The following is a 26,434-nucleotide window of genomic DNA, read 5'->3' on the forward strand; positions in this document are numbered from 1 at the left end:
TGCCTTGTTTCAGAGTTAAAAGTGGTAATGCGTCCGACAGAATGAAGCTGAATACCCGTAGCTTGCAAGCTTTTGACTGTATCAATCTTTTATCGGGTAACCATTCTCGTGCACCTGGGCCTCAGCCCGCGTAAACAACCGTCCATAGACGCCCGGCGTCATGCCGGTGACTCTGACAAAGGCTCGGCGCATAACGTCGACGCTGGCGAAACCGCACTCTCCGGCCAGGGTTTTGCTGGCCATACCCTGCTCCAGCAGCTGTTTCGCTCTGGCCACGCGCTCCCTTTCCAGCCATTGCGCCGGGGAAACGGCCAACGTCTGACGAAACAACCGGGAAAGGTGGCGCTCGCTGACGTTCATATGCTCTGCCATCACCGCGACATTTTTCACCTTATCGAGATGGCTGGCGCTCCAACGCAGCAGCTCCTGAAAGGATGAACGGCCGGAAAGAGTGACATTGTCACCGCGCATAAAATGATTCTGACTCACCGGTCGGCGGAAGAACATCACCAGGTTACTGGCGATCTCCAGCGCGACGTCCCGCCCCAAATCTTCCTCCACCAACCTTAGCGCCAGATCGAGACCTGAAGTGACGCCCGCTGCGGTGCGGATCGGGCCATCGGCAACATACAGCGCATCAGCATCGACGCTGATCTGCGGGAAACGGCTGGCCAGCTCGCTGGCGCAGGCCCAGTGCGTGGTCACCCGCTTGCCCTGCAACAGACCCGTTTGTGCCAGCAATAATGCCCCGCTGCACACCGAACCAAATCGCTGACTTCGCCGGCACAGCCCGCTAATCGCGTCCAGCTGTTGAGGCTCGGCAATGATGTCGGTGATACCGGGTGCGCCAGCCACTAAGAAGGTCTGCGGCGAGTAATCCGCGGATTCACTGAGCAGCCGATCGGCGGTCAGGCGGACGCCGGAAGAGGAACGCAGCACCGGCGTGGAAAATGACATCACTACCGGCGTATACACCTGGCGTTGCAGAATGCGGTTCGCTTCGGCAAACACGTCCAGCGGGCCGCAGACATCCAGCATCTGTACGCCAGGCACGGCGAGAATGGCAATGTCACTGTTCATTATTCCTCCGGTGTCCGGGTTTGCCGGAATGTCCCGTATCGTCGTAATCAGTCGCTTTAAGTCATTTATGATGCCCAGCATATTGCTTAAACACAATCCCGAGGCGAGAAAATCATGAACCAGACAATTAACGTTCCAGACAGTCAGATGGCGAAAGAAGTCACCGAATTGGTGCGCGATACCGAATCCGAGCTGCTGTTTCACCATTCCAGCCGCGTTTACTACTGGGGCGCGCTGGCGGGACAACAGCGCGGGCTGAAAGTCGACAGCGAGCTGCTGTACGTCGGCTGCATGTTCCACGATATGGGGTTAACTCACGATCACTGTAGCTGCGACAAACGTTTTGAAGTGGATGGTGCCAACGCAGCGCGGGACTTCCTGCAGCGTCACGGCATTGAACAGGCCGATATTGATAAGGTCTGGACGGCAATTGCCCTGCACACCACGCCAGGTATCCCGGAATTTATGGCGCCCGAAATCGCACTGGTCACTGCCGGCGTGGAGATGGATGTGCTGGGGATGGGATATGAGAATTACAGCGAGCAGGACATTACGGCGGTCACCGCGTTACATCCGCGCCCTGAGGCCTTTAAAGAAGCGATCATTCAGGCCTTTTATGACGGCATTAAGCACAAGCCGCAAACCACCTTCGGCAACGTGAAAGCGGACGTGATTAAAGATAAGGAAGCAGGCTTTACGCCGGGGAATTTCTGTCAGGTGATCCGCCAGTCGCGCTGGAGAGGTTAACGGCACGGCGCTCGCTACGTGAAGTCGCTTTCAGTCAAAAGGGGGATTTCACGTAAACGTTGTCTTGCAGCAGAGGGCAGGTCAGTCTCGGCGGGCGGTGATCAGTCCGGCTTCACCAGCCGGATAGCGTGTTCCAGCACCTTCTGTTCATCACGGTCGGCATCCGATCGGCCCTGCCGGGTCTTTAACAGCAGATTCGACAACACCTTACGATCGGTGTCGAAACCCCCTTCTGCCAGCACAATCACCGCATCGCCAATCACCCGGCACACTTCATCGTAATACTCTTCACTCAGCACATCGCGTTTCATCATTCATTTCCTGTCGCTGGTTCGGTTAGACCTTAATGGCTTAAACCTGGCAAACAATCAGATGCAAAACAAGTTGAGACATACTTTGTAAAAACTTAATGCAGTCTCGCCAGGTGATGAACATCGCATTTTTCAGCATCAGTGCCGTGATTTATCAACGAAAACTCAACCAGTGTTGTTTTTCTTTCGCCACGCAAAGCATTTGCTGTGAAGGTAAGGCGTTTTTTACTTTTCAAGGACATGAAAATGAAGATAAATACAGGGGCAGTTCTCGTTATATCATTATTCCTGACCGCTTGTGCCGGCTCAGAAACAGCAAAATATCCTACCCTCATCGATAACGTCACGTCTGAAAACATACAGCGGATACTCCAATCAGACGTTATTCCCTCAACCGGTGAAAGCCACGGTGAAGTCATCAGCCGGGTATCGTCAGCCTTTCTCGGCACGCCCTATCAGGCCGACACGCTGATTGGCGGAGCTGATACCCCGGAAGTGCTTGTCGCCAATTTCAACCATGTAGACTGCTTTACCCTGATCGACTACGTGGAAGCCCTGACCCGAAGCCGCGACCAAAAATCCTTCCTGAATAACCTTGTCAAAATCCGCTATGCCGGGGGGCACGTCGACTACCTCAGCCGCCGGCACTTCTTTACTGATTGGTTCGCCACCGTCCCACGCAATGCCCGCGACGTCACGCCCGAGATCAGTCCGGACTTTCTCGTCGCTAACAAGCAACTTAACCGCAAAGCCGACGGTGGCGAATACATTGCCGGCCTTGGCGTTCATCCACGTAAAATCAACTATGTTCCCGGCAAGGCCATTAATGAACACCTGCTCAACCGGCTGAAACCCGGCGATTATGTCGGTGTCTTCTCCCCACTCAGCGGACTGGATGTTTCACATGTCGGGATTGTGGTTCGCCACGACGGTAAGGTGTGGTTCAGAAATGCCTCTTCGCTGGCCGCAAACAGAAAAGTCGTGGATTCGCCTTTTATCGAATATATGCAGTCGAAACCGGGAATCGTTGTGCTGCGGTCTGACTGATTTGCGCAGCGAATGCCCTTAATCAGTCTGTGGATGTGCATTCCTGTTTATCTCTTCTATCTTTATCTGCAAGATGAAACGATAAGTCGGAGAGACAACAATGAGCAATGATCCACGTAAACCTACCACCACTGATGCTGGCATCCCGGTTGCCAGCGATGAATACTCATTATCAGTCGGGCCGGATGGCCCTGTCCTGCTCCACGATCACTATCTGATTGAACAGATGGCGAACTTTAACCGTGAACGCATTCCGGAACGCCAGCCGCATGCGAAAGGCAGCGGTGCCTTTGGCCACTTTGAAGTGACCCATGATGTCAGCCAGTACACCAAAGCCGCCGTTTTCCAGCCGGGAACCAAAACCGATCTGGTGATGCGATTCTCTACCGTTGCCGGTGAACGCGGCAGCCCGGATACCTGGCGCGATCCGCGTGGTTTCTCGATCAAGTTCTATACCACCGAAGGCAACTACGACATGGTGGGCAACAACACGCCAGTGTTCTTTATCCGTGACCCGATGAAGTTCCAGCACTTTATTCGCTCGCAAAAGCGTCGGGCGGATAACAACCTGCGCGATAACGATATGCAGTGGGATTTCTGGTCGCTGTCACCCGAGTCAGCGCATCAGGTGACCTATCTGATGGGCGATCGCGGCATTCCCAAAAACTGGCGCCATATGAACGGCTACTCCAGCCATACCTATATGTGGGTGAATGCGGCGGGCGAGAAGTTCTGGGTGAAATACCATTTCCATACCGATCAGGGTATTGAGAACCTGACTCAGGAAGAAGCCGATAAGCTGGCGGGTGAAGACGGTGATTACCATACCCGCGATCTGTTCATGTCGATCAAAAACGGCCAGTTCCCAAGCTGGACGCTGCATATGCAAATCATGCCGTTTGCCGAAGCGGAAACCTACCGCTTTAACCCGTTTGACCTGACCAAGATCTGGCCGCACAGCGATTATCCGCTGATCCCGGTGGGCAAATTAACCCTTAACCGTAACCCAACGGATAACCATGCGCAGATTGAACAGGCTGCCTTTGAGCCCAACAACCTGGTGCCCGGCATTGGTTTGAGCCCGGATAAAATGCTGATTGGCCGCGTATTCTCTTATGCTGATGCGCACCGTGCGCGTCTGGGCGTCAATTACAAGCAGATCCCGGTCAATGCGCCACACTCGCCGGTGAACAGCTACAGCAAAGATGGCGCCATGCGCATGAATCCGGTGTCCGATCCGGTCTATGCGCCTAACTCCAAAGGTGGCCCGGTGGCGGATGGCGATCGTTATCCGACCGACTCGACCTGGCCGTCGAGCGGCGAGATGGTGCGCGCGCCATACACCCTGCGCCGCGATGATGACGATTTTGGCCAGGCCAATACGTTGATCAATAAGGTGATGGATCAGGCGGGACGCGATCGTCTGGTGAGTAACGTTACCGGCCATCTGCTGAATGGCGTTGAGGAACCGGTGTTGTCGCGCGCCTTTGAATACTGGCGCAATATCGACCAGACCATCGGCGACCGCATTGCCCAGCAGGTCACTGACGAACGGGCGAAACGCAGCTAATCGTCTTAAATAACAAAATGGCCTTCGCAATGAAGGCCATTTTTTTTGTCTTAACGCACGCGAAACGGCGTTATTTGGCAGCAGCAGCAGCCTGTTTCACCCAGCCATCGAATGTCGCCTGATGGGAGGCAATCCAGCCATCCACATGACGGTCGATATCGTCGGAACTGCCCTGTCCTTCATGCATCCGCAGGTTTTGCGCATTCACGTCCGCCAGCGGCAGCTTCATCACCGCAAACAGCTTCGCCGCGGCCGGATTCGCCTGGGCCCAGGCCTTGTTAGCAACGATATGTTCGTTGTTCACCGGGAAGCCGTAATTCTTGCCGTTGGGTAAAGTGGTATCCAGATCTTTCTGGCTACCCGGATTAGCAGAATGCGGCACCGTTAACCACACCACATCTTTCCCTGGCTTAAGTTCATCGCTGACCCAGTAAGGCGTCCAGGTGTAATAAAGCACCGGCTTGCCGGCCTTAAATCGGGTGAGCGTATCGGCGATAATCGCGGAATAATTTCCCTGGTTCTGCACCACCGTATTACTCAGGCCATACGCTTCAATCTGGGTGCTGATTACCGAGCCACATACCCAGCCAGGATTACAGCCGGCAAGGTCAGCTTTGCCATCGCCATCGGCATCAAATAATTTGGCGATATTGGGATCTTTCAGCTGCGAAATATCGTGGATATGATATTTGTCCGCAGTCTTTTTATCGATCAGATAGCCCTGCGCTGCACCGGAAATATAGGTGCCCTGACGATAAAATTTATTGTCGCCACCTGCTGAGGCGTACATGTCCTTTTGCAGCGGATCCCAGTTGACCGCCATATAGGTGGCGTCACCGCTGGCAATCGCCGTGTAGGCCACGTTGTAATCCACTTCTTTGATCGGTTGAACGTCGTAACCTAACGCCTGTAAGGCCCGGTTAACCAGCTCGGTCTGGAAGGTTTCTTCCGGCAAGCTACTCTGTACGGCGTTAACCACTACACCTTTGCCTGGTAACGTTGCCGAGAACGCTGGGGATGCACTGGCAAGGGTTGTAATGGCTAACGTCAAAATTCCGCTGGTTCGCATGATGAGTCCTTTTTATTTTTTTAGGTGTTAACGCTAAAAATAGAAGAAAAAATCACGCCACTCTCTTACAAATAACAACAGCCACTCTGGCAGTTTTTGGGTAAATATTTGCTGCGCTGAGTGAGGGTTATTTCATGAATAACGTATCAGGGAGTGCCGCAATATATTTAACGGGGTATACCCTACCACAGTGAAATTCTGAGGCAACCGGAAATGTCCGGCTCTCAGACCCCGGTCTTTAGCCCGATCCACGTCATAAGAATTTCCTATGCGTGCCACCTCTGCCGGAAAAAACCGATCAGCGTTACGATAGTGCGCAGACCAGCCAACCGACGAGAAACTGATGGAAATTGTTACGGCGCAAGCCGCTCATGTTGCAGGAATACAGCAGATTTATGCGTGGCACGTCCTTAATGGACTGGCGACTTTTGAGACCGAACCGCCTACTGCGGATGAGATGCTGGCAAGGCTTGCGAAAGTACAGGAAAGCGGAGGATTCTGGCTGGTGGCATTAGAAGAGCACCGGGTTGTCGGCTACTGCTACCTGGCGCCCTACCGCCCGCGTTATGCTTATCGCTTTACGCTGGAGGATTCGATCTATCTCGATCCTGACTGCGCCGGACGCGGTATTGGCCGCGCGTTGCTCGGTGAAGGCCTGCGCCAGGCGCAGGAAGCCGGATTCCGTCAGGTGATGACCGTCGTCGGCAACAGTGAAAATGTGGCTTCACTGGCCCTGCACCGCTCGCTGGGTTTTGAGCTGACCGGCGTACTGAAATCCGTGGGCTTTAAGCATGGCCGCTGGGTAGATACCGTGATGATGCAATGCACGCTGGGTGAAGGCGACACCACGATACCTCAGGATCGCTAAGCGTTATGGTCGGGCGGCGGTGCCGTCCGGCAAACGTGCGTTAGTCCAGTCCGGCAAGCCACCGGTCACCGGGAAGCGTTTCGCCTTCTCTTCATCAATATCGACGCCCAGTCCCGGACGATCGCTCAGGTAGGCATAGCCGCGATCGATTTCAGGACAACCCGGGAACACCTCCATCAGCGCATCATTCACCGGCGTATATTCCTGAATTCCGAAGTTGGTGACGCTCATATCCAGATGCAAATTGGCTGCCACGCCCACCGGCGAGATATCGCCCGGTCCGTGCCAGGCCGTGCGCACGCCGTGGATCTCGGCATAGGTGGCCAGTTTTTTCGCCGGGGTAATGCCGCCAATGGTGCTAACGTGGCAACGGATATAATCAATCAGCTGTTGCTGAATCAACGGCTTCCACTCGTTGACGTGGGTAAACAGCTCACCCATCGAGATCGGCGTGCTGCTCTGTGCGCGGATCATTTTCAGCCAGTCGATATTTTCCGGCGCAACCGGATCTTCGAGGAAGAACAGCTGATAGGGCTCCAGGCTCTTGGCCAGCTGCACTGACGCGACCGGCGTAATGCGTTCATGCACATCGTGGATAAACTCGACGCCAAAGCCAAGCTTGTTGCGCAGATGGTCGAACAGACGCGGCACCGCGCGGGCGTAAGCATCCGGATCGAAATAAATGCCCGGCGTCTGCGAACGCGGTGAGACCTTCGGCTGAATATTGCGCGCCTTCGCCAGTTTGCCGGCGATAAGCTTGAGATCGTCTGTGCCGGCACCGCCGTACATGCCCATCTGGCAACGAACATACTGATAACCCTCTTCCATTCTGGCGCGAATGTTATCTTCCACTTCGACTTCATCGGCACCATCGCAGTGGCGGTAGAGCGGAATGCCGTCGCGGCAACGTCCGCCCAGCAACTGGTACACCGGCAGGCCTGCCACTTTCCCTTTGATATCCCACAGCGCCATATCCACGCCCGAAAGCGCATTGTTCATCACCGGGCCGCTGCGCCAGTAACCGCTGACCGCCGCCGACTGCCAGATATCTTCATTGCGCAGCGGATCCTTACCAATCAGGAACGGCTTCATATAGTTTTCAATTGCGGCTTCCACGGCAAAAATGCGCTGGGTAAAGGTGGCGCAGCCGAGGCCGTACAATCCCGGCTGATTGGTTTCCACTTTCACCACCACCAGGTCGATACCACCCGGGGCGGTCAGCAGCGTTTTAATGTTGGTAATTTTCAACGTTTCCATAAGTCTCTCCGGATCACCGCAATGATGTATGATCTCCTACATGTTAGAGGTAAATAAAAACCTCATGACGAGGTTTTCTTAAGGTTATTTCTCTGTCAGCTTCACTTCTGTAATCGCGTCCACGTTGTGGGCCATGGCATTGTTTAACGTCTCGCTGGCGGTGGTCGCGTCGCGATTCTTCAGTGCCATAAACACTTTGATATGTGCTTCAACACTTTCCAGCGTGATCCCCAGTACCCGGTTTAACTCTTCAAGGTAATGGATATAAATGTTCTTCAGCGACTCCATCACATGGATGAAGACCTTGTTATGCGACGCCTTAACGATTGCCAGATGGAAATCATAGTCGGCCTGCGAATATTTCTTATAGTCGTCTTTGCTGACCAGCATGCGGTTTAAGGCCTGCTCCAACTGGCGGATGTCCTCATCCGTCGCCTTCTCTACCGCCAGGTCCATACAGCGGAATTCCACGGTCTGACGAAACACCCGCATATCATCAAACTCTTCCTGCGACAGGTGCAGGATCGGCTGGTTGTCACTGAACGCGCCATAGCGGGCGATCTCACGGGTGACGTAGGTGCCCTTGCCCTGATGGGTGATCACCACGCCCAGATCGCGCAGCTTCTGCACGGCACTGCGAACGCTGACGCGGCTGACGTTAAAGGTCTGCGTCAGCTCTGACTCGGAAGGCAGCTTGCAGCCGGGCTCCCAGACGCCGTCCTGGATATTCTTTTTCATTTGCTCGTAGATAACGTTCACCACGTTATGCTTCTGCACGCTTTCCAGTGTCACGTCTTTCCCCTGTTGCTGGTTAATGTCGCCATTCTATTCTGCTGGCTTGCTGATACCAGCAAAACAGCATGATTGACGTCGACCATCAGCTTGTCCTACAAGTCCGAATCTCTTTTTAGCACTCCCAATATCTCTCTGGCAAGGAATAGTTTTTCACTGTGCCAGACTGTGAAGTGAATCACAAAACCGCCTCATCACCCTGTTTTTACAGGCTATATTCAAGGCATAAAGTGGCCACACCACAGATTATTGTGATCGGGGCTACAATTTCTTAACCTGTAGATTGCTCAACTACCTCGCCTCACGTAGATCTAAAAACACAACTTGTTAGTCATGTTACATGAAGTTTTTCAGGAGTGATTATGTCTTCACTGTTCTCTCTCAGCGGCAAAACCGCGCTGATTACCGGTTCAACTCGCGGTCTGGGACTGGCCTACGCACAGGGACTGGCCGCTGCCGGTGCAACGGTCATTCTGAACGGCACCCAGGAAAGCCATATGCAGACGGCGCTGGCCACGTTGAAGGAACAGGGCGCCAATGCGCATGGCTTCCTGTTCAACGTGGCGGATGAAGACGCGGTCGAAGCGGTGTTTAAGGAGCTCGACGATCGGGATATTCATGTCGATATCGTGATCAACAACGCCGGCATTCAGTTCCGTCAGCCGATGCTTGAGCTGGCGTTAAGTGACTGGCAGCGCGTGCTGGACGTAAACCTGACCAGCGCCTTTCTGATCGGCCGAACCGCCGCCCGACGTATGGTATCCCGCACAACCGGCGGCAAAATTATCAATATCGGATCGCTGACCAGCGAGGCCGCCCGCGCCACGGTGGCGCCTTATACCGCGGCGAAAGGCGGCATCAAGCTGCTGACCAAATCAATGGCCGCTGAATGGGCACAGTACAACATCCAGAGTAATGCAATTGGTCCCGGCTACATCCTTACCGATATGAACCAGGCGCTGGTCGATAACGTTGAGTTCGATCAATGGGTGCGCAACAGCAACCCCTCCGGCCGCTGGGGAAAACCCGATGAACTGATTGGCACCGCCGTGTACCTGGCGTCTGACGCCTCTAATTACGTCAACGGCCAGATCATCTATGTCGATGGTGGCTGGCTGGCCACGCTGTAACCGTCTCACGAGCACAACATAATAATCCCGCCAGGCAATAAGACCTGGCCTCGTGCCCTACCGTTCGAAAACGCCGAGGTACTACCATGAACCAGACCCGTGCAGGGACATTGCCCGCCAGCCGCTGGGGGAAACTGATCCCCATCGCCTTTATCACTTACAATCTTGCCTATCTGGACCGCGCCAATTATGGCTTTGGTGCGGCGGCCGGACTGGCAGAAGATCTGAATATCACCCCAGGCATCTCTTCTCTGCTGGGCGCCCTGTTCTTCCTCGGCTACTTCTTCTTTCAGGTGCCTGGCGGGATTTATGCGGAAAAGCATTCGGCAAAGCGTCTGATTTTCTGGAGCCTGATCCTCTGGGGGATACTGGCTGCGGCCACCGGTATGGTGCACAACATCGCCCTGCTGGCGGCCATCCGCTTCCTGCTGGGTGTGGCGGAAAGCGTGGTGATGCCGGCGATGCTGATCTTTCTCAGCCACTGGTTTACCCGCGCGGAACGCTCCAAAGCCAACACCTTTTTGTTCCTTGGCAACCCGATTACCGTGTTGTGGATGTCGATCCTCTCCGGTTACCTGGTTAATGCCTTTGGCTGGCGCGGAATGTTTATTATCGAAGGGGTGCCCGCTATCCTCTGGGCCTTTATCTGGTGGGCGGTGTACGCCGACCGGCCGCGCGATGCTAAATGGCTGAACGACAGCGAAAAGCGATCCATTGAAGAAGCGCTGGCGGCTGAGCAGGAAAATATCAAACCGGTTAAAAACTACCGTGAAGCGTTTCGTTCACCGAAAGTGCTGGCGCTGGCCTTTATCCACTTTTTCTGGAATATCGGCATGTACGGTTTCATTATGTGGCTGCCGTCGATGCTCAAATCCGCGTCCGGCCTCGGCATCGTCGCTACCGGCTGGCTTTCTGCCGCCCCTTATGTGCTTGCCATTCCGCTGATGCTCGCCGCATCCTGGTTCTCCGATAAATTCCAGCAACGTAAATTGATCGTGGTGCTGTTCCTGGGGCTGGGCGCCGTCTGCTTTATCGCCTCGTTCAGCATTGGTGCGTCGCACTTCTGGCTCTCCTGGGCACTGCTGGTGATTGCCGGCGGCGCAATGTACACGCCGTACGGTCCGTTTTTTGCCGCCATCCCTGAAATGATCCCGCGCAACGTGGTCGCTGGCGCCATGTCCTTTGTGGTGTGCTTTGGTGCGCTGGGTTCCTTCGTCGGCGCGTGGATTGTCGGTTATCTGAATGGCGTCACCGGCAGCCCGGATGCGTCTTATGTCTTTATGGGCGGATCGCTGGTGTTTGCAGTGCTGCTGACCGCTCTGACCCGGTTCAGCAGTCAGACGCCGGTCGTGGCGAAAACCACGTCAGCTTACTGACCACAGGGAGGTAAAAATGATCATGAAACCGACCCGTTCACGCCTGAGCATTTTGATGATGCTGTTTGTGGTGACCGCGATAAATTATATGGACCGCGCCAATCTCTCGGTGGCCGGTTCCCATATTCAGGGACAATTTGAGCTGTCCCCGACGCAGCTCGGACTGCTGTTCTCGATGTTTACCTGGTTTTATGCCATGAGCCAGATCCCGGTGGGCTATATTCTCGACCGGGTAGGCTCCCGGATCCTGTATGGCAGCGCTATCGTGCTGTGGAGCGTCTTCACCTTTGTGATGGGCTTTGCGTCTCACCATATCTTCGCCACCGCGACCGCATCCTTTGCGATGCTGCTGGTCTGCAGGGCGTTAATTGGCGTGGCGGAAGCACCCTCGTTCCCGTCCAATACTAAGATCATTGCCAGCTGGTTCCCGGACCATGAACGGGCGCGCGCCACGGCGTTTTACTCCAGCGCGCAGTACATTGGCCTGGCCTTATTGACGCCGTTACTGTCGTTTATCGTGGCCGAATACGGCTGGGAAGCCTCGTTCTATCTGTCGGGCGGCGTGGGAATTATTTTTGGCATCTACTGGCTGATTGCCTACCGCGATCCGCAGGACAGTAAAAAGGTCAACGACGCCGAGCTGGCCTACATACGTGACGGTGGCGGTTACGGCTCGGCCAATCAGCAAGGGGGAAATGGCAAAGTAAACTGGGCCAGCGTGAAGCACATTCTGCGTCAGCGCACCGTCTGGGGACTGTTTATTGCCCAGTTTGCGGCCTCCTCCACACTCTATTTCTTCCTGACGTGGTTTATTGTCTATCTGGAGAAAGGGCTGGGCTTATCGATTGCCAAAGCTGGGATCGGCGCGATGTTCCCTTACCTGATGGCGATGGCTGGGGTGCTGTGCGGTGGAACCCTGAGCGATATGCTGCTGAAAAAAGGCCACAGCCGCACCTATGCCCGCAAGCTGCCGGTGATGGCCGGTTTGCTGGTGACGACGTCGATCGCGCTGGTGAATTTCTTCCAGCACAGCCCGACCATCGCCATCGCCATCCTGTCAGTGGCCTTCTTCGCCAATGCGTTTTCCAATCTGGGTTGGGTGGTATGCAGTGATGTGATCCCCCGCCATCTGATTGGCACCATCGGTGGATTTCTCAACATTTTCGGTAACCTTTCCGGGATTATCAGCCCGATCGTGATTGGCGTGATCCTGCAACGCACGCAAAACTTCCAGTATGCCATGTGGTATATCGCCGCCGTGGCGCTGATCGGTTTTCTCGCCTACTTATTACTGGTGGGTAAAATTGAGGTGATTTCGCTGCCGGACGATCGGGGGCAAGAAAAAGAGCCGCAGAAACCGTTCAAAAACCCGTCCAAAGCCTGAGGATTTGTTATGAAGCAGAAAGAGATAGTTGCCAGCGTGGTCAGTGCCGCGCATGACGTCAGCAACCAGTCGCGCACCATTGAGTGTGCGGATGACCAGGTGCTGGTACAGGTTGAACGTGGCGGGATTTGTGGCTCGGACATTCACTATTTCCAGCATGGTCGTGCGGGGATGTCAGTGCTGAAAGAGCCAATGACGCTGGGCCACGAATTTGTCGGTCGCATTGCGGACGCACCGGCAGACAGCGGGCTGAAGGTCGGTCAGCGCGTGGCGGTAAACCCTTCCCAACCCTGTAACGCCTGTGAATTCTGCCTGTCGGGTAAGCAGAACCTGTGCCGCACCATGAAATTTATGGGCAGCGCACAGTTCTTCCCACACGTTCAGGGCGGCTTTGCCAGCTTTGTCGCGGTCAGCCCGGCGCAATGTGTACCCTATTCCGATAAGGCCGATGCAAAGGTGATCGCCTTTGCCGAACCGTTGGCCGTGGCAATTCATGCGGTACATCAGGCGGGTGACCTGGTCGGCAAAACAGTGCTGGTGACTGGTTCCGGACCGATTGGCTGTCTGGTGATTGCGGCGGCCTTTGCGGCAGGCGCTTCAGAGATTATCGCCACCGATATGAGCGATCGTTGCCGTGCGCTGGCGTTGGAAATGGGCGCCTCGAAAGCGGCCGATCCCACCGATGGCGAGGTCACCGGTAAATGGCAGGAAAACAGCGGCTATTTTGACGTCTGCTTTGAGGCGTCTGGCGCGCCGGCGGCCATTGCCTCCACCGTAGGCTTTACCCGTCCAAAAGGTCGGATTGTTCAGCTCGGCATGGGTGCCGCGACGGTTGACTTCCCGCTGGGGTTGATGCTGGTGAAAGAGATTGAGCTGGTCGGTTCATTCCGCTTTATCAATGAGTTCGACATTGCCGTGCGCTGGCTGGAGAGTGGTCGAATTAATCCTCTGCCGCTGCTTTCAGCGGTGTTCCCGCAGCAGGACGTGGTGAAAGCGCTGGAGATGGCCAGCGATAAAAGCCAGGCCGCCAAAGTCCAGCTGACCTTTAGTTAATGCTGACTGCCCGGGATCGCCATCCCGGGCACTCTCTGCAGGCATGAAATACGCGTTCTCACAGAATTCTAACTATGTTTGAAATTCTCGATATATCATTTTATTTTAAAAGTAAAATATTTGGCATGTCGCAGTGATTATTTTTAAGCATGAAATTAGCATAAACTGCACCAATAGCACCGGTCATTAAGGACTTCTCTTCGCTAAGGTTATTCAAGTCCAGGTCAACAGGGAACCGAGACGAGAAATCTTCTCGTTGTATTATAGTATTTCCATAAATCCCATGACATAAGGATTTAGCACTATTAACACCTCGGGTGTCGGCAGTTTTAAAATAATGACTAATATCAGATTCTAAAATATCCATAATTTCACCTGAAATATTCAGGCCTTCTGCTCTTATTGCCTGGCGGGACATGTATATTCCTGGGGCCCCATTACACCAAGCATTGAAGTCAGTATCATTATCATGAAACTCAACCCCTTTCCAACCCGATTTTATTTTGAAGCATTTTTCATAATTAAGAGACTTAAGAATTAACGTGTTTATGTCCTTGCGATTCAACATGTTATTTGCAAGTACAAGCGAATAAGCAATGCCTGAATTACCATGCGAGAAACCCGTCCATTTCTTCCCCCATGTAATGCATTCATCATCAATTTTTTTTGAACTACTTAATATTTGCCCTGCTAAATATGATATAATGGAAAGCAATTTGTTATTAGGGAATTTAGAATATACTCTACAACATAATATTAGGATCCCAGAAGCACCACTAATAACATCAAACTTTTTATTCCTATTAAACAATGAAATGACATTTTCTAATCTTTTCATAAAGCGTTCAACGTGTTCCGTGCCAAAGTTTTTTACAAACAGATAGTCAATGTATAAAAGCCCTCCATTGGACTCGAAGATACCATAAGTATCGCCTTCCCTTTGCGCATCCGCTTTCTCATAAAGATTGAATAAAGCATTTTCTTTCAAAAGCGTTGGGGATTCTATAAAATCACACAACTGAATTATCATTGGGCCAGCAAGGCCGTCATAAAGATCATCATTCCTTTTAAGGATCGTTGTTGCGCCAAAGTAGTCTTTTTTAACACCCAGCCATACATCATTGCCGTTATGTTTGACTGCACTCCCCTTAAGGAAGTTGATGTATTCCTGATTATCGTTACTATTTGTATTCAGAGGCTTTACTGATGGTAGCAGTGACCATAAGGACATATTCAAAAGATGCCGCTGATACAACATTGCATGAGTGGAGGCTTCATTATTAAGATGTTTTTCATTAAGTTCTTTGAAGGTATATAGTTTTTTGAAAAATTCCGAATTTTCATCAAGTTCAATTTTCGTTTTGTCCCCAAGGAAAAACTCGCCATTAAGTATGTCATAATAGAAAATTGGAATTATATTTTGATAAATAGACTGAAACTCATATTTAATTATCTCTATGGGCTTTGTTTTATCATACACTGCACATGCTATAAAGAGCGATCTAAGTTTAGGGAAAAGCGTGTATCTGGGATGACTTGAAAAATTAATCACATCACCGTAGTATTTGCTCGATCTCAAAAGGAGACGTCCAGGTAACTCTTTTTTATTGATTAGAATGCTTATAATTTTTATGTTTTTACTAAAAGCATTCATCATGCACTCAAATCCTTTGGCAACGGATTTTCTTAACTCACAATTTGATATGTCAGACCGATATCTTACAGGCCTGTTATGGAAGTTGGGGATCTTAACAGTTTGCTTGCCCTTGATGATTTCATTATCTTCATCAATGTACAAAACCTGTTTTTCAACCTCACCATTGAGATCTCTTTCACCGATGCCGCAAGTGAAGCGATCAACTGTACTTCCAGAAAGGCCTGGAAGAATGCAGGTAGTAAGGACTGAATTTGAGAAATCACTGGTCTTTATTACGCCAGAAAAAATACACTCTAAATCTACAAAGAAGGGAATATCATTTGAACATATAATGTTTTCGAAATGAAAGTCACCTGCATTAAGCATATGGAATAGCCCTACGGCTGCACCAATGTTTTCATAAAAACGTGAAATTTCTTCAGATGACAAACTGTCTTTAAAGGTTATCTTTTCATGCCAACTATGTGTAACCCTATCAATGCATTTAGGAATGCCAATTTTCAAATATCCTAAATCATGCTTTAATAAATCCAAAAGCTCACAAACAATGAGTTCATTTTTTGCAGTCCGTGGTTTATAAATAATCTCAAGTGAGTTAGTAAACACTATCTTTGAGACGCATTGGCCAAAAGAATGGTAATCACCCATTGAAATGTCGATTTTTGATACTCTGTAATCTGCCATATCAAAATTTCTGGCAACGATTTCTTTATCAGAAGCAAGGTTATGCAAAACATCGGTAAAAGAATACATCATATGCCCAGCATAAGATGTGACTTTATCAAGCAGTGAAGGATAGGTAGTAAATAACTTATCCCAGCTATCCATCTTATTTTTAGTTGATGCGTTCATTTTAGAGATGAAAAGGCACAACTGCCGAATATCCTCAGGCAATTTAATTTTAATCTGATTATAAAAATCATTTTCTAACGCATCTAAATTATGGCAAACATCCCTAAATTGATAAAGAAAAGATTTTACCTCATCGGCTATTGCGTTTGTTAAAGTATCTTTAAAAACACACAAGAAATCATTAGCATTATTTAGAGAAAGATCATAATGATAAAATCGATCGCGAATTCTTTCTCTATTGGCTTTAACAAATAAAGTCTCAGGGTGAATAGTCTCTTCGCATTCAAATACCCCCCCTACTACCTCACTATAAATATCTTTGGCTTCAGGATATTTTTTGAGGATGGCTTCTAATGTTTTCGTATATGCATTCATATTTTCAGGCGCCATTTTATAAAAATGGGGTTGGATTAATCAACCCCATTTAATTTCAACAATTAATAAAGCGTTGAAGTAATGATGCTACAACAACCCAGTTCGGTACACATGAAGTTTTCCTGATGATGCTTGACTGACTCTAATGAGTCTTCTACATTACCGAATTCTTCAAGATTGCACTCTAAAATCTCATTGGTCTCTGCGTTAATTTGTTCCATAATAATCTCCAGTAGTGGTTGGTTTTTAAAAAACGTGGTTATTTAAAGGCTTCTATTAACCTCATCATGTAAAAAATGAAAGTAATACCTCCTTTATTTTGCATTCAGCTTTTCAGTAAGTTTTTTCTCGATAACCGCATATACATCATCGAAGTTTTTTTCTAAAAGTTCAGACAACCGTTGATCATTCTCATTAACCTTCGGCGCTAACCGGCTGATGATGGTGCACGTTTGAGCCGTTATGAAATAGATAGGGTTCATATTGCTATCCTCTAATTTTATCAATTTGGACTGATGATTAATCAGTAGCGAACTCATTTCTTGTAGAGAATTTAATGTACTCAAATGAAAAAATCCATGGCAAAATCCATTAATGAGAAATTTATGATATTTAAAATCCGAATGATTTTTTTATGAGAGTTTCATGAAAATTTCATGAGAACAATGTACCTAAATCAATAAGTTATCTTCTCCCGCCCTAACCACATCCCTGAGGTGTTTCTTTCGGTCGCCGACTTGGAGATAACTCATTTTGATTTAACGGGTGATGATCTGGCTTATTTCATCCATTATTTTGGTAAAAGATAATTACTCAGATTACGATCGGGCAGGATAAAGGGGGGAGATTAGCCAGTCAGCTATATACGGCGATTCACTCGGAGGATTTGGATGTCGAGAAAAATGGAAGTTAAAGGCTAATTGCCCATAGATTATTGATATCTGCCCGGGATCGCCATCCAGGGCATTTTTATATATGTTGCCTTATTTTTTTAGCGGCAATCCACCACCAGTCTGCCGCGCACCTTTCCGTCCAGCAGCTCAACGGCTCTCTCCGCCACCTCGTCCAGCCTACAAACACCGGCAAGACCGGGCAGTTGTTCTGGTGACAGTAAAGACGCCAGCCTTTGCCAGACGGCTGCGCGACGCTCAGCCGGATAGCGTACGCTGTCGACGCCTTTCAACGTCACGGCACGCAGGATAAAAGGCGCGACGCTGGCAGGCAGATCCATCCCCTGAGCCATGCCGCAGGCGGCAACCGCGCCGCCGTAATTCAGGCTGGCACAAACGTTACTCAGCGTATGGCTGCCAACGGTGTCCACCGCCGCGTTCCAGCGGGATTTTTGCAGCGGCTTGCCGGGCGCGTTCAGCTCATCGCGGTTGATGACCGCAGAGGCCCCCAGCGATTTCAGCAGCCAGTCATTTTCCTCAACACGCCCGGTCGAGGCTTCAACGGTGTAGCCCAGCGCCGCAAGCAGGCTGATGGCAAAACTGCCCACGCCACCCAACGCGCCGGTTACCAGCACCGGACCTTGCTCGGGAGTGATGCCACAGGCTTCCAGCGCCTCCACACACAGCATGGCAGTGAAACCTGCGGTGCCAATCGACATCGCCTGTTGCGTCGATAAAGAAGATGGCAGCAGCACCAGATGCTGGCTGGCGACTTTTGCTTTCTGCGCCAGGCCACCCCAGCTGCTTTCGCCGACGCCCCAGCCGGTCAGCAGCACCTTATCGCCCGGTTTGAAATCCGCGCTGTCGCTTTCACTAACCGTGCCGGCAAGATCAATACCCGGCACCATCGGGAAGGATTTAAGGATTGGGCCGCGCCCGGTGATGGCTAACGCGTCTTTGTAATTCAGCGAGGAGTATTCAACGTCAACCACCACGTCACCCGCCGGAAAAGCCGACAGCTCAAGGTTTTCGATGCGTGCCCGATGGCCTTCGTCATCTTTACGGACCATAAGTGCTTTAAACATACTGACTCCTTTCAGACCGTGGGTCTGTTTTAATCAGAAAACACAGCAGGCCAGGCCTGCCAGAAAGTGATGAATAAACAAGACTGTTCTGCATTATCCGCTGCCAGTCACTGAATGCTACCCCGATCTGCTACAGTTGGGGCACCGGTTTTTTTTCTTCACTAAAGGGAAAGCATATGGAAACCTCAAAACAGGCGCTGATTATCGGTGCTTCACGCGGCATTGGGCTGGGTCTGGCCAACACCCTGGCGCAGCGCGGCTGGAAAGTGACGGCCACCACCCGAAATAACGCCCCCCTTTCCGATTCAGGCATTTACTGGCTGACCGCTGATATCAACGAGCCCACCCAACGGCAGACGCTGAAGAATGCCATTGAAGAGCAAAGCTTTGACCTGATCTTCGTCAACGCCGGTGTATTTGGGCCGGATCATCAGGATATCGAACAGGCCAAAGATGATGAGCTGGCCGCACTGTTCCTGACTAACGCCATCTCCCCGGTGCGCTGCGGCATGGAATTACAGCCGCTGCTCTCCTCAACCGGCGTACTGGCGTTGATGACCTCTCAGTTAGCCAGCCTGAACGAAAATACCAGCGCGACCTACCCGCTCTATTCCGCCAGCAAGATGGCGCTGAATATGCTGTCCCGCACGTTAGCGGCCAAACTGAGCACCGGCCAGACGCTGTTAAATGTTCATCCGGGCTGGGTGCAAACGGATATGGGCGGTGAAAACGCTACCCTGACCGTTAATGAGAGCACCAGCGGTATCGTCGAACAGCTTGAACTCTGGTCAGGCAAAGGCGGCCATCAATATATTGATTACGCCGGCAAGCAGCTTAGCTGGTAGCCAATGATGTTTTCTGAGTAATCATTTTTCTTTCCATTCGTAATGTTATTGGTTTGTAATGCCGAAGTTTAATAACTTCGGCATTGCAAACCATCACGTTTAATTTGAACTCCTGGATTTTTCCTGGGTCTTAATCTGGGTTAAGATACCGTTGCGTTTTTTATGACAAGGGCTGAGAAGCGGGTATCGGTTTAAAAACGCAATACTCTTTCGAGTAATGGAGATAGTCACTAAGGGATTTAGAAAAAAATGAATAATGATTTCATAAAATGGTTTGTGGCCATAATAAGATTTTTAAGTCTGATTATCACCCCCCTGTTATTAACATTTTTTATCGCAACATTTATCGTCTATTACTTCTCTCTAATCAGCTTTGCCTATATTATTTTGGGTGCTTTCGTAATAATTATTCTGCTCGCTGCGTTGGCCGGTTAACACCTGTCATAGTGGCGCTTCGCTCACGTTAATTCTATAAGGATAGTTTGTAATGGAAACTTCTACACACACGCTTTCTGACGGCATTCTCCTGACGCTTCGCTCTCCTGCGAACACCCACAACCATCCAGTGATTATTCTGTGCCATGGCTTCTGCGGTATCCGGGATATTTTACTGCCTGATTTTGCAGAAGCATTTACCCGCGCCGGATTCGCGACCATTACCTTCGACTATCGCGGTTTCGGCGATAGCGATGGTGAACGCGGACGTCTGGTACCCGCCATGCAGATTGACGATATTATTGCTGTTGTGAATTGGGCCAAAGCGCAGCCCTCGCTGGACGCACAGCGTATTGGCCTGTGGGGAACATCATTTGGTGGCTGTCATGTATTTGGCGCCGCAGCCAGAGAACCGGCCATAAAATGCATTGTCAGCCAGCTGGCCTTTGCGGATGGAGAAGAGATCGTTACAGGAAAAATGAATGACTCAGATAAAGAGGCGTTTCTGTTAACCCTGAATAAGATGGCTGAAAAGCAGAAGATTACCGGAAAAGAGATGTTTGTTAGCGTTAACCGCGTTTTGAGTGATGATGAGTCAAAAGCTTTCTTTGAAGAAAACAGGTCGCAGTATCCCAGGATGGATATCAAAATACCCTTTCTTACCGTACGAGAAACCCTGCTGTATAAACCTGCCCTGAATGCGGCACAGGTCACCTGCCCGACGCTGGTAGTTATCGCCGGCGAGGACCGGGTTAATCCACCTGAGCAGGGGCGCGCGTTGTTTGAAGCGGTCGGTGCTAAAGAAAAAAGGTTATATGAGCAAGCCGATGCCCGTCATTACGACATCTATACCGGCGAGCACTTTAAGCAGGTAATCGACGTTCAAACCTCATGTTTTAAAACCCACCTGTAATACCGCTGAAATCGCACGGCGGGATGAACATCACCCGCCGCGTTGAAAACGTATCGCAATTTGAAGCCCAACGTTAAACCGTAAACACCGTGCGTGCAGCGCTGTCATCCGCTTCCCAGACCTCCGCTACGCGTGACAACGTCACTGGGTTGGTGGCGAGCTGGAATCCAGCCGGTACGGCGGCTTTCAGCAATCCTTTCAACGTACGCAGTAATCCCCGATCGGACACGCTGCCCAATCCGCTGCCCATCAGGGCGATTGCCTTTGAGCGCAGAATTGCGCTGGATAAGGTGATCTCATTGCCGCTCATTGACCCGACCTGCACAAAGCGCACTGGCTTGCCGTCTTCCGCCATTTTTGCGGCGGATGTCAGCAAATGCCCGGCGGACTTGCCCCACAGATAATCGATCACCACATCGACACCCTGCGCAAACTGTTCGCCGAACTGTGCGTTTAACGCTTCCTCTTCCTGCGTCAGCGGGATCACCACATCTGCCCCTAACAGCATCAGTTGCTCCAACACGGCGGGATTGCGTCCGGTAGCGATAATCTTTTTGGCCCCGAGATAGCGGGCAATCTGCACCGCCAGCTTGCCCGATATGCCGGTTGCGCCATTGATCAGCACCGTTTCGCCGATCTGCAGCTGCGCCCGTTCCGTTAATGCCGCCCAGGAAGACATTCCGGGATTGGCAATCGCGGCCGCAGTTATGTCGTCCAGATCATCCGCCAGCGCGATGCACTGAGCGGCCGGCACTAAGGTCTGCTCTGCCATGCTGCCGTAAGGCGCTACCGGCTTGATAAAATAGACCCGCTGCCCATCGTCCTGAATACCCACGCCATCAATACCGGCGATAAACGGGTATTGCCCGCTGGCGCTGTAATGGTTGCCTGACGCGCGATTTTTTACCAGATGACTCAACGCCGCGGCTTTCACCACGATCCTTTGAGCATTGTCCGTGGCGACCGGTTCTGCAAAGTCCCCGTAAACCGGTAACTGCCCTGCTTTTGTTACTATGGCTGCTTTCATGAATTTCCCTCTGTCGGTGCATGAATAATTAGGTGTATAATGCACACATTAAATTGGAGGTCGTATGTCGTCAAGCAATAATGTGCAAAATACACATATCAGCCAGCAGTTGCATAAGCTGCATCGGGCGATACTGGAAATTGTCGCGGTGATCAACCGCCCACAGGGCGATGAGGTGCTGATTAAAGAAGCCGGGATCAATCTGGAACGCGCCCTGTTCCCGTTACTGGTGGGAATTGAACGCTTTGGGCCAATTGGCGTGGTGGAACTGGCGGAACGGGTTGGGCGCGATTACACCACCGTCAGTCGCCAGGTGGCCAAGTTAGAGAACAGTGAACTGGTAGAGCGTCGCCCCAGCGAAGCCGATCGTCGGGTCCGAGAAGCGGTTATCACGCCTAAAGGCAAAACCATGACCGATCATGTTGATGCGGCGAGGGAAAGAATGGCGAAGGAGATCTTCGCCAGCTGGCAGGAAGAAGATGTTGAACAGCTGGTCAGGCTGATGAGCAAGTACGCCACGGCGTTGAAGAGCAAGATTGCCTGACCGGCCCCCGTTTACCGGTTGTGTTGCGCCAGCACGCTGGCCTTCATTCTTTTCACCGCCGCATGCGGCGCGGTCAGTACCGGCACCGTCACCTGTGCACGGACGTCCGCCGCGGCGCGTGATGTGGAGAAGTGCGCCAGCATAATCACATCACAGTGAGCCAGCTCGTTGGCTCGGGCCGCCACCAGCCGGTTATGCCCTTCCGCATCCCCTTTTTTCATCAGATCGATGGCATCCGCCACCAGCAGCGTGGTCAGCGTCGCTGATGAACCATGTTCAGCGACATAGTCATTAAACTCTTCGGTCATGGTCTCAACTGACGGGCCGAAGGTGGCCAGCATGCCAATCTTTTTCCCCTGCGCCACCGCTTCATGAAACATCGCTTCATTGGGCTTCAGCACCGGGATCGGCACGCTGTCTGCCAGCCTGTCGATAGCCGGACCAAATGCCGAACAGGTAATCAAAATTCCGTCGGCCTGCATGTCATAGCCGTACTGGCCCAGGCGGACAAAGCGTTCAATCATGGATTCACTCAGATCCGACGCTCTGGAACGATCCAAAGACAGGCCATCGTCGAGCAGGTTTATCAGCTCGGCTTCTGGCCACTCTTCTTTGAAAGCCGTATGGATCGGCTCCATGGCAACGGGTGTGGCATGCAGTAATACAATTCGTGTGGTCATGACTGACTCCGGGTTGGCATTCGTAAGCGTGATACTAATGTAAGGGCTTACAAATGTTTCTGTAAAGTGAAGTGGATCACATAAAAGCACGCGGTTAGCGATAAGGTGTTATTGAAATGTTAGTGAGTATTGACCAGAATTGATAGCGCTTACAAAATAAATTCCACTCCGGCAAGGCAGGTTCCTCCTGTCTGCCGGGACGCTACTGACGGAGTGTGAGAACGCCTTATGACATCACCTGCCAACTCTTCATCTTTACCCAATGTCGCTGCCGCCAGTCCGGCAAAGGCTGACAGCAACCCGGCGGTAAAAAAACTGCCGCGCCACTTCCGCGATCTGCTGGCGCTGGATGACTTTGAGCGCCACGCCCGCCGCCGTTTACCAAATATGATCTACCAGTATGTCGCCGGTGGCGTGGAAACTGGCCGGGGCATCGCCGGCAACTTTGAGGCGTATCAGCGTTATGCCTTCCTGCCCCGCATGTTCCGCGACGTCTCCGGACGCGACCAGCGCACCACCCTGTTCGGCCATACGTATCAGCACCCTTTTGGCGTGGCGCCGTTGGGCGGCGCGTCGTTTGTCGCCTATCAGGCGGACGTGGCGTTAGCGAAAGCCGCCCGCGAGATGAATGTGCCGATGATCCTCAGCGCGTCTTCGCTGGTGAAGCTGGAAGATGTTCATGCGGCCAACCCCGATGCCTGGTTCCAGGCCTATCTGGCCGGCGATCAGCCGCGCATCGATCGTCTGGTCGATCGGGTTGCCGCTGCAGGCTATAAAACGCTGGTCGTCACCGGTGATACGCCGATGTTGGGTAACCGTGAACACAACACCCGCAGCGGCTTCAGCATGCCGATTAAAATCACGCCAAAAGTGGCGTTCGAAAGCGCCATGAGCCCACGCTGGCTGCTGGGAACCGTGGCGCAAACCTTTTTGCGCCACGGCGCGCCGCACTTTGAAAATACGGATGCCGAGCGCGGGCCACCGATGATGTCGAGTAAAGTGCGAAATACCCAGGCGCGGGACAAGCTGAACTGGAAAAACGTCGAAGCAATCCGTAAAAAATGGCGCGGTAATCTGGTGGTTAAGGGCCTGATGTCGCCAGAAGATGCCTTTATCGCTCGTGACCTCGGCGCGGATGCGGTGATCCTCTCCAACCATGGCGGTCGTCAGCTGGATTACACCTTCCCACCGCTCTATTCGCTGGAAGAAATTGCCGCGAAAAAAGGCGCGATGAAGGTGATTATCGACAGCGGTATTCGTCGCGGTACCGACGTGATGAAAGCGATGGCGCTCGGTGCAGACTTTGTGTTTCTTGGCAGACCGTTCCTGTATGGCGCAGTGATTGGCGGCCAGGCGTGCGTCGAACATGCGATGCATATCCTGCGCGATGAAATTGACCGTGACCTGGCGCTTATCGGCGTGCGCACCCCCGGCGAGCTGGACAGCAGCTACCTCCGTCGTATGCCCTGACCTGTAAGGAAATTGACCATGACTTCTGCACTTCCGATCCGCCTGTTCAACGTGCTGGCAATCCGCGCACCCTTTGTTGAACTGCAGGCTGAGTGGGAACGACAGCATCCTGATAAACCGCTGCTGATTGACTGGAACCCGACCACGGTGATTGAGGAGAAGGTGGCCCGCGGCGAACGGGCCGATGCCACCATTGTGACCGCACCGGCGATGGACAAGCTGATCGCCGACGGCCGGATTGTGCCCGCCAGTCGGGTAGAACTGGTGGATTCTCAGGTGGGCCTGGCGATGCTGCCCGATGCCAGGGTGCCAGACATCAGCAGCGTCGAGGCGCTGAAAACGGCGCTGCTGAATGCACGCTCGGTGGGCTATTCGCTGGCTGGTGCCAGCGGGCTTTATTTCCAGACGCTGCTGAAAACCCTGGGGATAGAACAGCAGGTGAACGCGAAAGCGACCACTATACCGGAAGGCTTTACCGCCAGCCTGTTACTGGAAGGCAAAGCGGATATCGCCGTGCAGCAAATCAGCGAGCTGTTGATGGTGAAAGGCATCAGGGTGATTGGACCGCTGCCGGCTGGCGCTGAAAAGGTGCTGTCGTTTTCCGGCGGGGTGTTTACCGATGCCGCCAATCCAGAGGGTGCTGCACTGTTGCTGAACAGCCTGCGGACCGGGGCGGCCCGCAAGGCGTTTGAAGGTTTTGGATTACAGTGGCGTAACTAGCCGAACGTTACTTGCTTACCACGCGGGGCGCCGAGCCAGTGCTGCCGCGTACAATCAATTCCGGTTTCAATATCGTCTGTCGCACGCCGGTCTCGCCGTTTAGTTCTGCCAGCAAAAACTCAGCGGCGCGCACGCCAATCTCATCCAGCTCGACCCGCATGGTGGTCAGCGGATGCTCCAGATGTTCGGAGTATTCATAGTCATTAAAGCCGGTGATCGAAATATCGTTGGGGATGCGCAAATAGCGCTCGCCTGCCGCCCGCATCGCGCCAAACGCCAGCAAATCGTTACCGCAAATCACCGCCGTTGGCGGATTGGGGCTATCCAGCAGCTGGAACATCGCCAGACGCGCATCGTTCATTGAAAACGCGCGGTTAAACAGATTGCGATCGTCCAGGCTCAGGCCCGCCGCCGTCAGCGCCTGACGCGTTCCGGTGATCCGATCGGAAACGCGGTCGTTTGACGGCGGCGTACCAACAATCACGCCGAAATTTTTATGCCCCAGCGCCAGAAGATGGGCGGTTAGCTCGCCCGCCGCCAGCTCGTTGTCATAGCCCACGCTGGGATAGCGCTGGTCGACCGAGAAAGTCTGAATACAGGGAATATTCTGCTGAGTGATCCGATCCCACAACTTAGGATGGTGCGAATTCCCCACCAGCATCAGCGCATCAATGCCGTACTCCACCAGCTTGTTCACTTCCTTCAGCTCGGTGTCCGGATCGAAGTCAGAATTCGCCAGCAGCATCGTATAACCCGACTGGTGGATCTGCTGCTGGAAGGTCGCCAGCGGGCGGGAAAACGTCTCTGTTGCCAGCGTCGGCACCACGGCGCCGATGGTCATACTGCGGCGCGAAGCCAGCGTTCGTGCGGCCCGGTTGATCACATAGCCCAGCTCTTCACATGCCTGCTCGACCGCCTCGCGGCGCGACTGCCTGACGGTGGTGCTGCCGTTCAGCACCCTGGAAACGGTCGCCGTGGAGACCCCCGAACGCAGCGCAACATCTTCCAGTGAAACCCTCGACGGAGGTAAAGGCTTATCGGACATGATCGGACTCCAGGCTGAAATTAGTGACGTCGTCCACAAAGTTAGCAGACAGGCAAAGATTCATTTTGAAAGCGCTTACTTTTAGCTTGACTGATTTTTGTAATCGCTTACTTTTAACATCATATTATCAAATATAGCGTCTGGTTTCACCAAATGATAACAACGAGCCGTGCCGGAGCACCCTCCTCTGACACCGGCCTCGCCCTTAAAAG

Annotated in this window: 25 protein-coding genes; 13 read left to right on the forward strand and 12 right to left on the reverse strand. The window is 52.2% G+C overall.

The window, feature by feature from the left end:
* Positions 1–81: 81 nt before the first annotated feature.
* Positions 82–1,080, reverse strand: a complete 999-nt coding sequence (locus EBC_RS12885; protein WP_013202232.1) for a GlxA family transcriptional regulator — start codon at positions 1,078–1,080, stop codon at positions 82–84.
* A gap of 114 nt (positions 1,081–1,194) precedes the next feature.
* Here EBC_RS12885 and EBC_RS12890 point away from each other — a divergent pair, with 114 nt between their 5' ends.
* Positions 1,195–1,827: an HD domain-containing protein gene (locus EBC_RS12890; RefSeq protein ID WP_013202233.1), complete on the forward strand. Its 633-nt coding sequence runs from the start codon at positions 1,195–1,197 to the stop codon at positions 1,825–1,827.
* 101 nt (positions 1,828–1,928) lie between these two features.
* Here EBC_RS12890 and EBC_RS12895 read toward each other — a convergent pair whose 3' ends face one another.
* Entirely contained in the window at positions 1,929–2,138 is a 210-nt protein-coding gene (locus EBC_RS12895) for a DUF2767 family protein (RefSeq protein ID WP_041692010.1), read from the reverse strand.
* Between the two features lie 240 nt (positions 2,139–2,378).
* Here EBC_RS12895 and EBC_RS12900 point away from each other — a divergent pair, with 240 nt between their 5' ends.
* Together EBC_RS12900 and EBC_RS12905 are read left to right on the forward strand one after the other, a co-directional pair.
* The gene (locus EBC_RS12900) at positions 2,379–3,185 is read left to right on the forward strand and encodes a DUF1460 domain-containing protein (protein WP_407919944.1); all 807 of its coding nucleotides are present in this window, start codon (positions 2,379–2,381) and stop codon (positions 3,183–3,185) included.
* A gap of 100 nt (positions 3,186–3,285) precedes the next feature.
* Positions 3,286–4,755 (forward strand): catalase, encoded by a 1,470-nt coding sequence (locus tag EBC_RS12905; protein WP_013202236.1) that lies wholly within the window; start codon positions 3,286–3,288, stop codon positions 4,753–4,755.
* Between the two features lie 70 nt (positions 4,756–4,825).
* Here EBC_RS12905 and proX read toward each other — a convergent pair whose 3' ends face one another.
* Positions 4,826–5,824, reverse strand: a complete 999-nt coding sequence (proX, locus tag EBC_RS12910; RefSeq protein ID WP_013202237.1) for a glycine betaine/L-proline ABC transporter substrate-binding protein ProX — start codon at positions 5,822–5,824, stop codon at positions 4,826–4,828.
* Positions 5,825–6,167: 343 nt separating this feature from the next.
* Here proX and EBC_RS12915 point away from each other — a divergent pair, with 343 nt between their 5' ends.
* Positions 6,168–6,692 carry a GNAT family N-acetyltransferase gene (locus EBC_RS12915; protein ID WP_013202238.1) on the forward strand — a complete coding sequence of 175 codons (525 nt, stop codon included), beginning with the start codon at positions 6,168–6,170 and terminating at the stop codon, positions 6,690–6,692.
* A gap of 3 nt (positions 6,693–6,695) precedes the next feature.
* Here the strand turns inward: EBC_RS12915 and EBC_RS12920 are convergent, their stop codons facing one another.
* Complete coding sequence (locus tag EBC_RS12920; RefSeq protein WP_013202239.1) at positions 6,696–7,949, reverse strand: enolase C-terminal domain-like protein; 1,254 nt, start codon at positions 7,947–7,949, stop codon at positions 6,696–6,698.
* 84 nt (positions 7,950–8,033) lie between these two features.
* The gene (locus EBC_RS12925; RefSeq protein WP_013202240.1) at positions 8,034–8,741 is read right to left on the reverse strand and encodes a FadR/GntR family transcriptional regulator; all 708 of its coding nucleotides are present in this window, start codon (positions 8,739–8,741) and stop codon (positions 8,034–8,036) included.
* A gap of 362 nt (positions 8,742–9,103) precedes the next feature.
* Between EBC_RS12925 and EBC_RS12930 the strand changes: the two genes are divergently transcribed.
* The 4 genes from EBC_RS12930 to idnD all read left to right on the forward strand — a co-directional run bounded on the left by EBC_RS12930 (position 9,104) and on the right by idnD (position 13,684).
* Entirely contained in the window at positions 9,104–9,871 is a 768-nt protein-coding gene (locus EBC_RS12930; protein ID WP_013202241.1) for an SDR family oxidoreductase, read from the forward strand.
* 86 nt (positions 9,872–9,957) lie between these two features.
* Complete coding sequence (locus EBC_RS12935) at positions 9,958–11,247, forward strand: MFS transporter (protein ID WP_013202242.1); 1,290 nt, start codon at positions 9,958–9,960, stop codon at positions 11,245–11,247.
* Positions 11,248–11,269: 22 nt separating this feature from the next.
* Positions 11,270–12,631 carry an MFS transporter gene (locus tag EBC_RS12940; RefSeq protein WP_041692318.1) on the forward strand — a complete coding sequence of 454 codons (1,362 nt, stop codon included), beginning with the start codon at positions 11,270–11,272 and terminating at the stop codon, positions 12,629–12,631.
* A gap of 9 nt (positions 12,632–12,640) precedes the next feature.
* Positions 12,641–13,684 (forward strand): L-idonate 5-dehydrogenase, encoded by a 1,044-nt coding sequence (idnD, locus tag EBC_RS12945; RefSeq protein WP_013202244.1) that lies wholly within the window; start codon positions 12,641–12,643, stop codon positions 13,682–13,684.
* Between the two features lie 100 nt (positions 13,685–13,784).
* Here the strand turns inward: idnD and lanM are convergent, their stop codons facing one another.
* From lanM to acuI, 4 genes are all read right to left on the reverse strand, one after another.
* Positions 13,785–16,568 (reverse strand): type 2 lanthipeptide synthetase LanM, encoded by a 2,784-nt coding sequence (gene lanM / locus EBC_RS12950; protein ID WP_013202245.1) that lies wholly within the window; start codon positions 16,566–16,568, stop codon positions 13,785–13,787.
* A 62-nt stretch (positions 16,569–16,630) separates the two neighbouring features.
* On the reverse strand, positions 16,631–16,789 hold the full coding sequence (locus tag EBC_RS25775; RefSeq protein ID WP_013202246.1) for a hypothetical protein: 159 nt from the start codon (positions 16,787–16,789) through the stop codon (positions 16,631–16,633).
* A gap of 93 nt (positions 16,790–16,882) precedes the next feature.
* Positions 16,883–17,050 carry a hypothetical protein gene (locus tag EBC_RS25780; RefSeq protein WP_013202247.1) on the reverse strand — a complete coding sequence of 56 codons (168 nt, stop codon included), beginning with the start codon at positions 17,048–17,050 and terminating at the stop codon, positions 16,883–16,885.
* Between the two features lie 509 nt (positions 17,051–17,559).
* Positions 17,560–18,543, reverse strand: coding sequence for an acrylyl-CoA reductase (NADPH) (gene acuI / locus EBC_RS12955; protein ID WP_013202248.1), 984 nt, complete (start codon positions 18,541–18,543; stop codon positions 17,560–17,562).
* A gap of 176 nt (positions 18,544–18,719) precedes the next feature.
* Here acuI and EBC_RS12960 point away from each other — a divergent pair, with 176 nt between their 5' ends.
* Both EBC_RS12960 and uilS read left to right on the forward strand, forming a co-directional pair.
* Positions 18,720–19,388, forward strand: coding sequence for an SDR family oxidoreductase (locus EBC_RS12960; protein ID WP_013202249.1), 669 nt, complete (start codon positions 18,720–18,722; stop codon positions 19,386–19,388).
* 487 nt (positions 19,389–19,875) lie between these two features.
* Positions 19,876–20,736: a UilS family quorum-quenching N-acyl-homoserine lactonase gene (gene uilS / locus EBC_RS12970; protein WP_013202251.1), complete on the forward strand. Its 861-nt coding sequence runs from the start codon at positions 19,876–19,878 to the stop codon at positions 20,734–20,736.
* A gap of 73 nt (positions 20,737–20,809) precedes the next feature.
* On the opposite strand, the gene EBC_RS12975 is transcribed toward uilS, so the two are convergent.
* Positions 20,810–21,763 carry a quinone oxidoreductase family protein gene (locus EBC_RS12975; protein ID WP_013202252.1) on the reverse strand — a complete coding sequence of 318 codons (954 nt, stop codon included), beginning with the start codon at positions 21,761–21,763 and terminating at the stop codon, positions 20,810–20,812.
* Positions 21,764–21,827: 64 nt separating this feature from the next.
* On the opposite strand from EBC_RS12975, the gene EBC_RS12980 reads away from it, so the two are divergent.
* Complete coding sequence (locus EBC_RS12980; protein WP_013202253.1) at positions 21,828–22,307, forward strand: MarR family winged helix-turn-helix transcriptional regulator; 480 nt, start codon at positions 21,828–21,830, stop codon at positions 22,305–22,307.
* An 11-nt stretch (positions 22,308–22,318) separates the two neighbouring features.
* Here EBC_RS12980 and EBC_RS12985 read toward each other — a convergent pair whose 3' ends face one another.
* Complete coding sequence (locus tag EBC_RS12985; RefSeq protein WP_013202254.1) at positions 22,319–22,987, reverse strand: aspartate/glutamate racemase family protein; 669 nt, start codon at positions 22,985–22,987, stop codon at positions 22,319–22,321.
* A 228-nt stretch (positions 22,988–23,215) separates the two neighbouring features.
* On the opposite strand from EBC_RS12985, the gene EBC_RS12990 reads away from it, so the two are divergent.
* Together EBC_RS12990 and EBC_RS12995 are read left to right on the forward strand one after the other, a co-directional pair.
* Entirely contained in the window at positions 23,216–24,457 is a 1,242-nt protein-coding gene (locus EBC_RS12990) for an alpha-hydroxy acid oxidase (protein WP_013202255.1), read from the forward strand.
* 18 nt (positions 24,458–24,475) lie between these two features.
* A complete protein-coding gene (locus EBC_RS12995) occupies positions 24,476–25,177 on the forward strand; it encodes a molybdate ABC transporter substrate-binding protein (RefSeq protein ID WP_013202256.1) in 702 nt (233 codons plus the stop codon).
* Between the two features lie 7 nt (positions 25,178–25,184).
* Here EBC_RS12995 and EBC_RS13000 read toward each other — a convergent pair whose 3' ends face one another.
* The gene (locus EBC_RS13000) at positions 25,185–26,222 is read right to left on the reverse strand and encodes a LacI family DNA-binding transcriptional regulator (RefSeq protein WP_013202257.1); all 1,038 of its coding nucleotides are present in this window, start codon (positions 26,220–26,222) and stop codon (positions 25,185–25,187) included.
* Between the last annotated feature and the right edge of the window lie 212 nt (positions 26,223–26,434).

Source organism: Erwinia billingiae Eb661 (assembly GCF_000196615.1).
Lineage (GTDB): Bacteria > Pseudomonadota > Gammaproteobacteria > Enterobacterales > Enterobacteriaceae > Erwinia > Erwinia billingiae.

Excerpts from the sequence above, each read along its gene's own strand:
- lanM (WP_013202245.1), bottom strand. The coding sequence starts at position 16,568 with ATGAATGCATATACGAAAACATTAGAAGCCATCCTCAAAAAATATCCT.
- EBC_RS12905 (WP_013202236.1), top strand. The coding sequence starts at position 3,286 with ATGAGCAATGATCCACGTAAACCTACCACCACTGATGCTGGCATCCCG.
- EBC_RS12900 (WP_407919944.1), top strand. The coding sequence starts at position 2,379 with ATGAAAATGAAGATAAATACAGGGGCAGTTCTCGTTATATCATTATTC.
- EBC_RS25775 (WP_013202246.1), bottom strand. The coding sequence starts at position 16,789 with ATGGAACAAATTAACGCAGAGACCAATGAGATTTTAGAGTGCAATCTT.
- EBC_RS12895 (WP_041692010.1), bottom strand. The coding sequence starts at position 2,138 with ATGAAACGCGATGTGCTGAGTGAAGAGTATTACGATGAAGTGTGCCGG.
- EBC_RS12990 (WP_013202255.1), top strand. The coding sequence starts at position 23,216 with ATGACATCACCTGCCAACTCTTCATCTTTACCCAATGTCGCTGCCGCC.
- EBC_RS12975 (WP_013202252.1), bottom strand. The coding sequence starts at position 21,763 with ATGAAAGCAGCCATAGTAACAAAAGCAGGGCAGTTACCGGTTTACGGG.
- EBC_RS12930 (WP_013202241.1), top strand. The coding sequence starts at position 9,104 with ATGTCTTCACTGTTCTCTCTCAGCGGCAAAACCGCGCTGATTACCGGT.
- EBC_RS12940 (WP_041692318.1), top strand. The coding sequence starts at position 11,270 with ATGAAACCGACCCGTTCACGCCTGAGCATTTTGATGATGCTGTTTGTG.
- idnD (WP_013202244.1), top strand. The coding sequence starts at position 12,641 with ATGAAGCAGAAAGAGATAGTTGCCAGCGTGGTCAGTGCCGCGCATGAC.
- acuI (WP_013202248.1), bottom strand. The coding sequence starts at position 18,543 with ATGTTTAAAGCACTTATGGTCCGTAAAGATGACGAAGGCCATCGGGCA.
- EBC_RS12920 (WP_013202239.1), bottom strand. The coding sequence starts at position 7,949 with ATGGAAACGTTGAAAATTACCAACATTAAAACGCTGCTGACCGCCCCG.
- EBC_RS12985 (WP_013202254.1), bottom strand. The coding sequence starts at position 22,987 with ATGACCACACGAATTGTATTACTGCATGCCACACCCGTTGCCATGGAG.
- EBC_RS12915 (WP_013202238.1), top strand. The coding sequence starts at position 6,168 with ATGGAAATTGTTACGGCGCAAGCCGCTCATGTTGCAGGAATACAGCAG.
- EBC_RS12885 (WP_013202232.1), bottom strand. The coding sequence starts at position 1,080 with ATGAACAGTGACATTGCCATTCTCGCCGTGCCTGGCGTACAGATGCTG.
- EBC_RS25780 (WP_013202247.1), bottom strand. The coding sequence starts at position 17,050 with ATGAACCCTATCTATTTCATAACGGCTCAAACGTGCACCATCATCAGC.
- EBC_RS12960 (WP_013202249.1), top strand. The coding sequence starts at position 18,720 with ATGGAAACCTCAAAACAGGCGCTGATTATCGGTGCTTCACGCGGCATT.
- EBC_RS13000 (WP_013202257.1), bottom strand. The coding sequence starts at position 26,222 with ATGTCCGATAAGCCTTTACCTCCGTCGAGGGTTTCACTGGAAGATGTT.
- EBC_RS12935 (WP_013202242.1), top strand. The coding sequence starts at position 9,958 with ATGAACCAGACCCGTGCAGGGACATTGCCCGCCAGCCGCTGGGGGAAA.
- EBC_RS12980 (WP_013202253.1), top strand. The coding sequence starts at position 21,828 with ATGTCGTCAAGCAATAATGTGCAAAATACACATATCAGCCAGCAGTTG.
- uilS (WP_013202251.1), top strand. The coding sequence starts at position 19,876 with ATGGAAACTTCTACACACACGCTTTCTGACGGCATTCTCCTGACGCTT.
- EBC_RS12890 (WP_013202233.1), top strand. The coding sequence starts at position 1,195 with ATGAACCAGACAATTAACGTTCCAGACAGTCAGATGGCGAAAGAAGTC.
- EBC_RS12995 (WP_013202256.1), top strand. The coding sequence starts at position 24,476 with ATGACTTCTGCACTTCCGATCCGCCTGTTCAACGTGCTGGCAATCCGC.
- proX (WP_013202237.1), bottom strand. The coding sequence starts at position 5,824 with ATGCGAACCAGCGGAATTTTGACGTTAGCCATTACAACCCTTGCCAGT.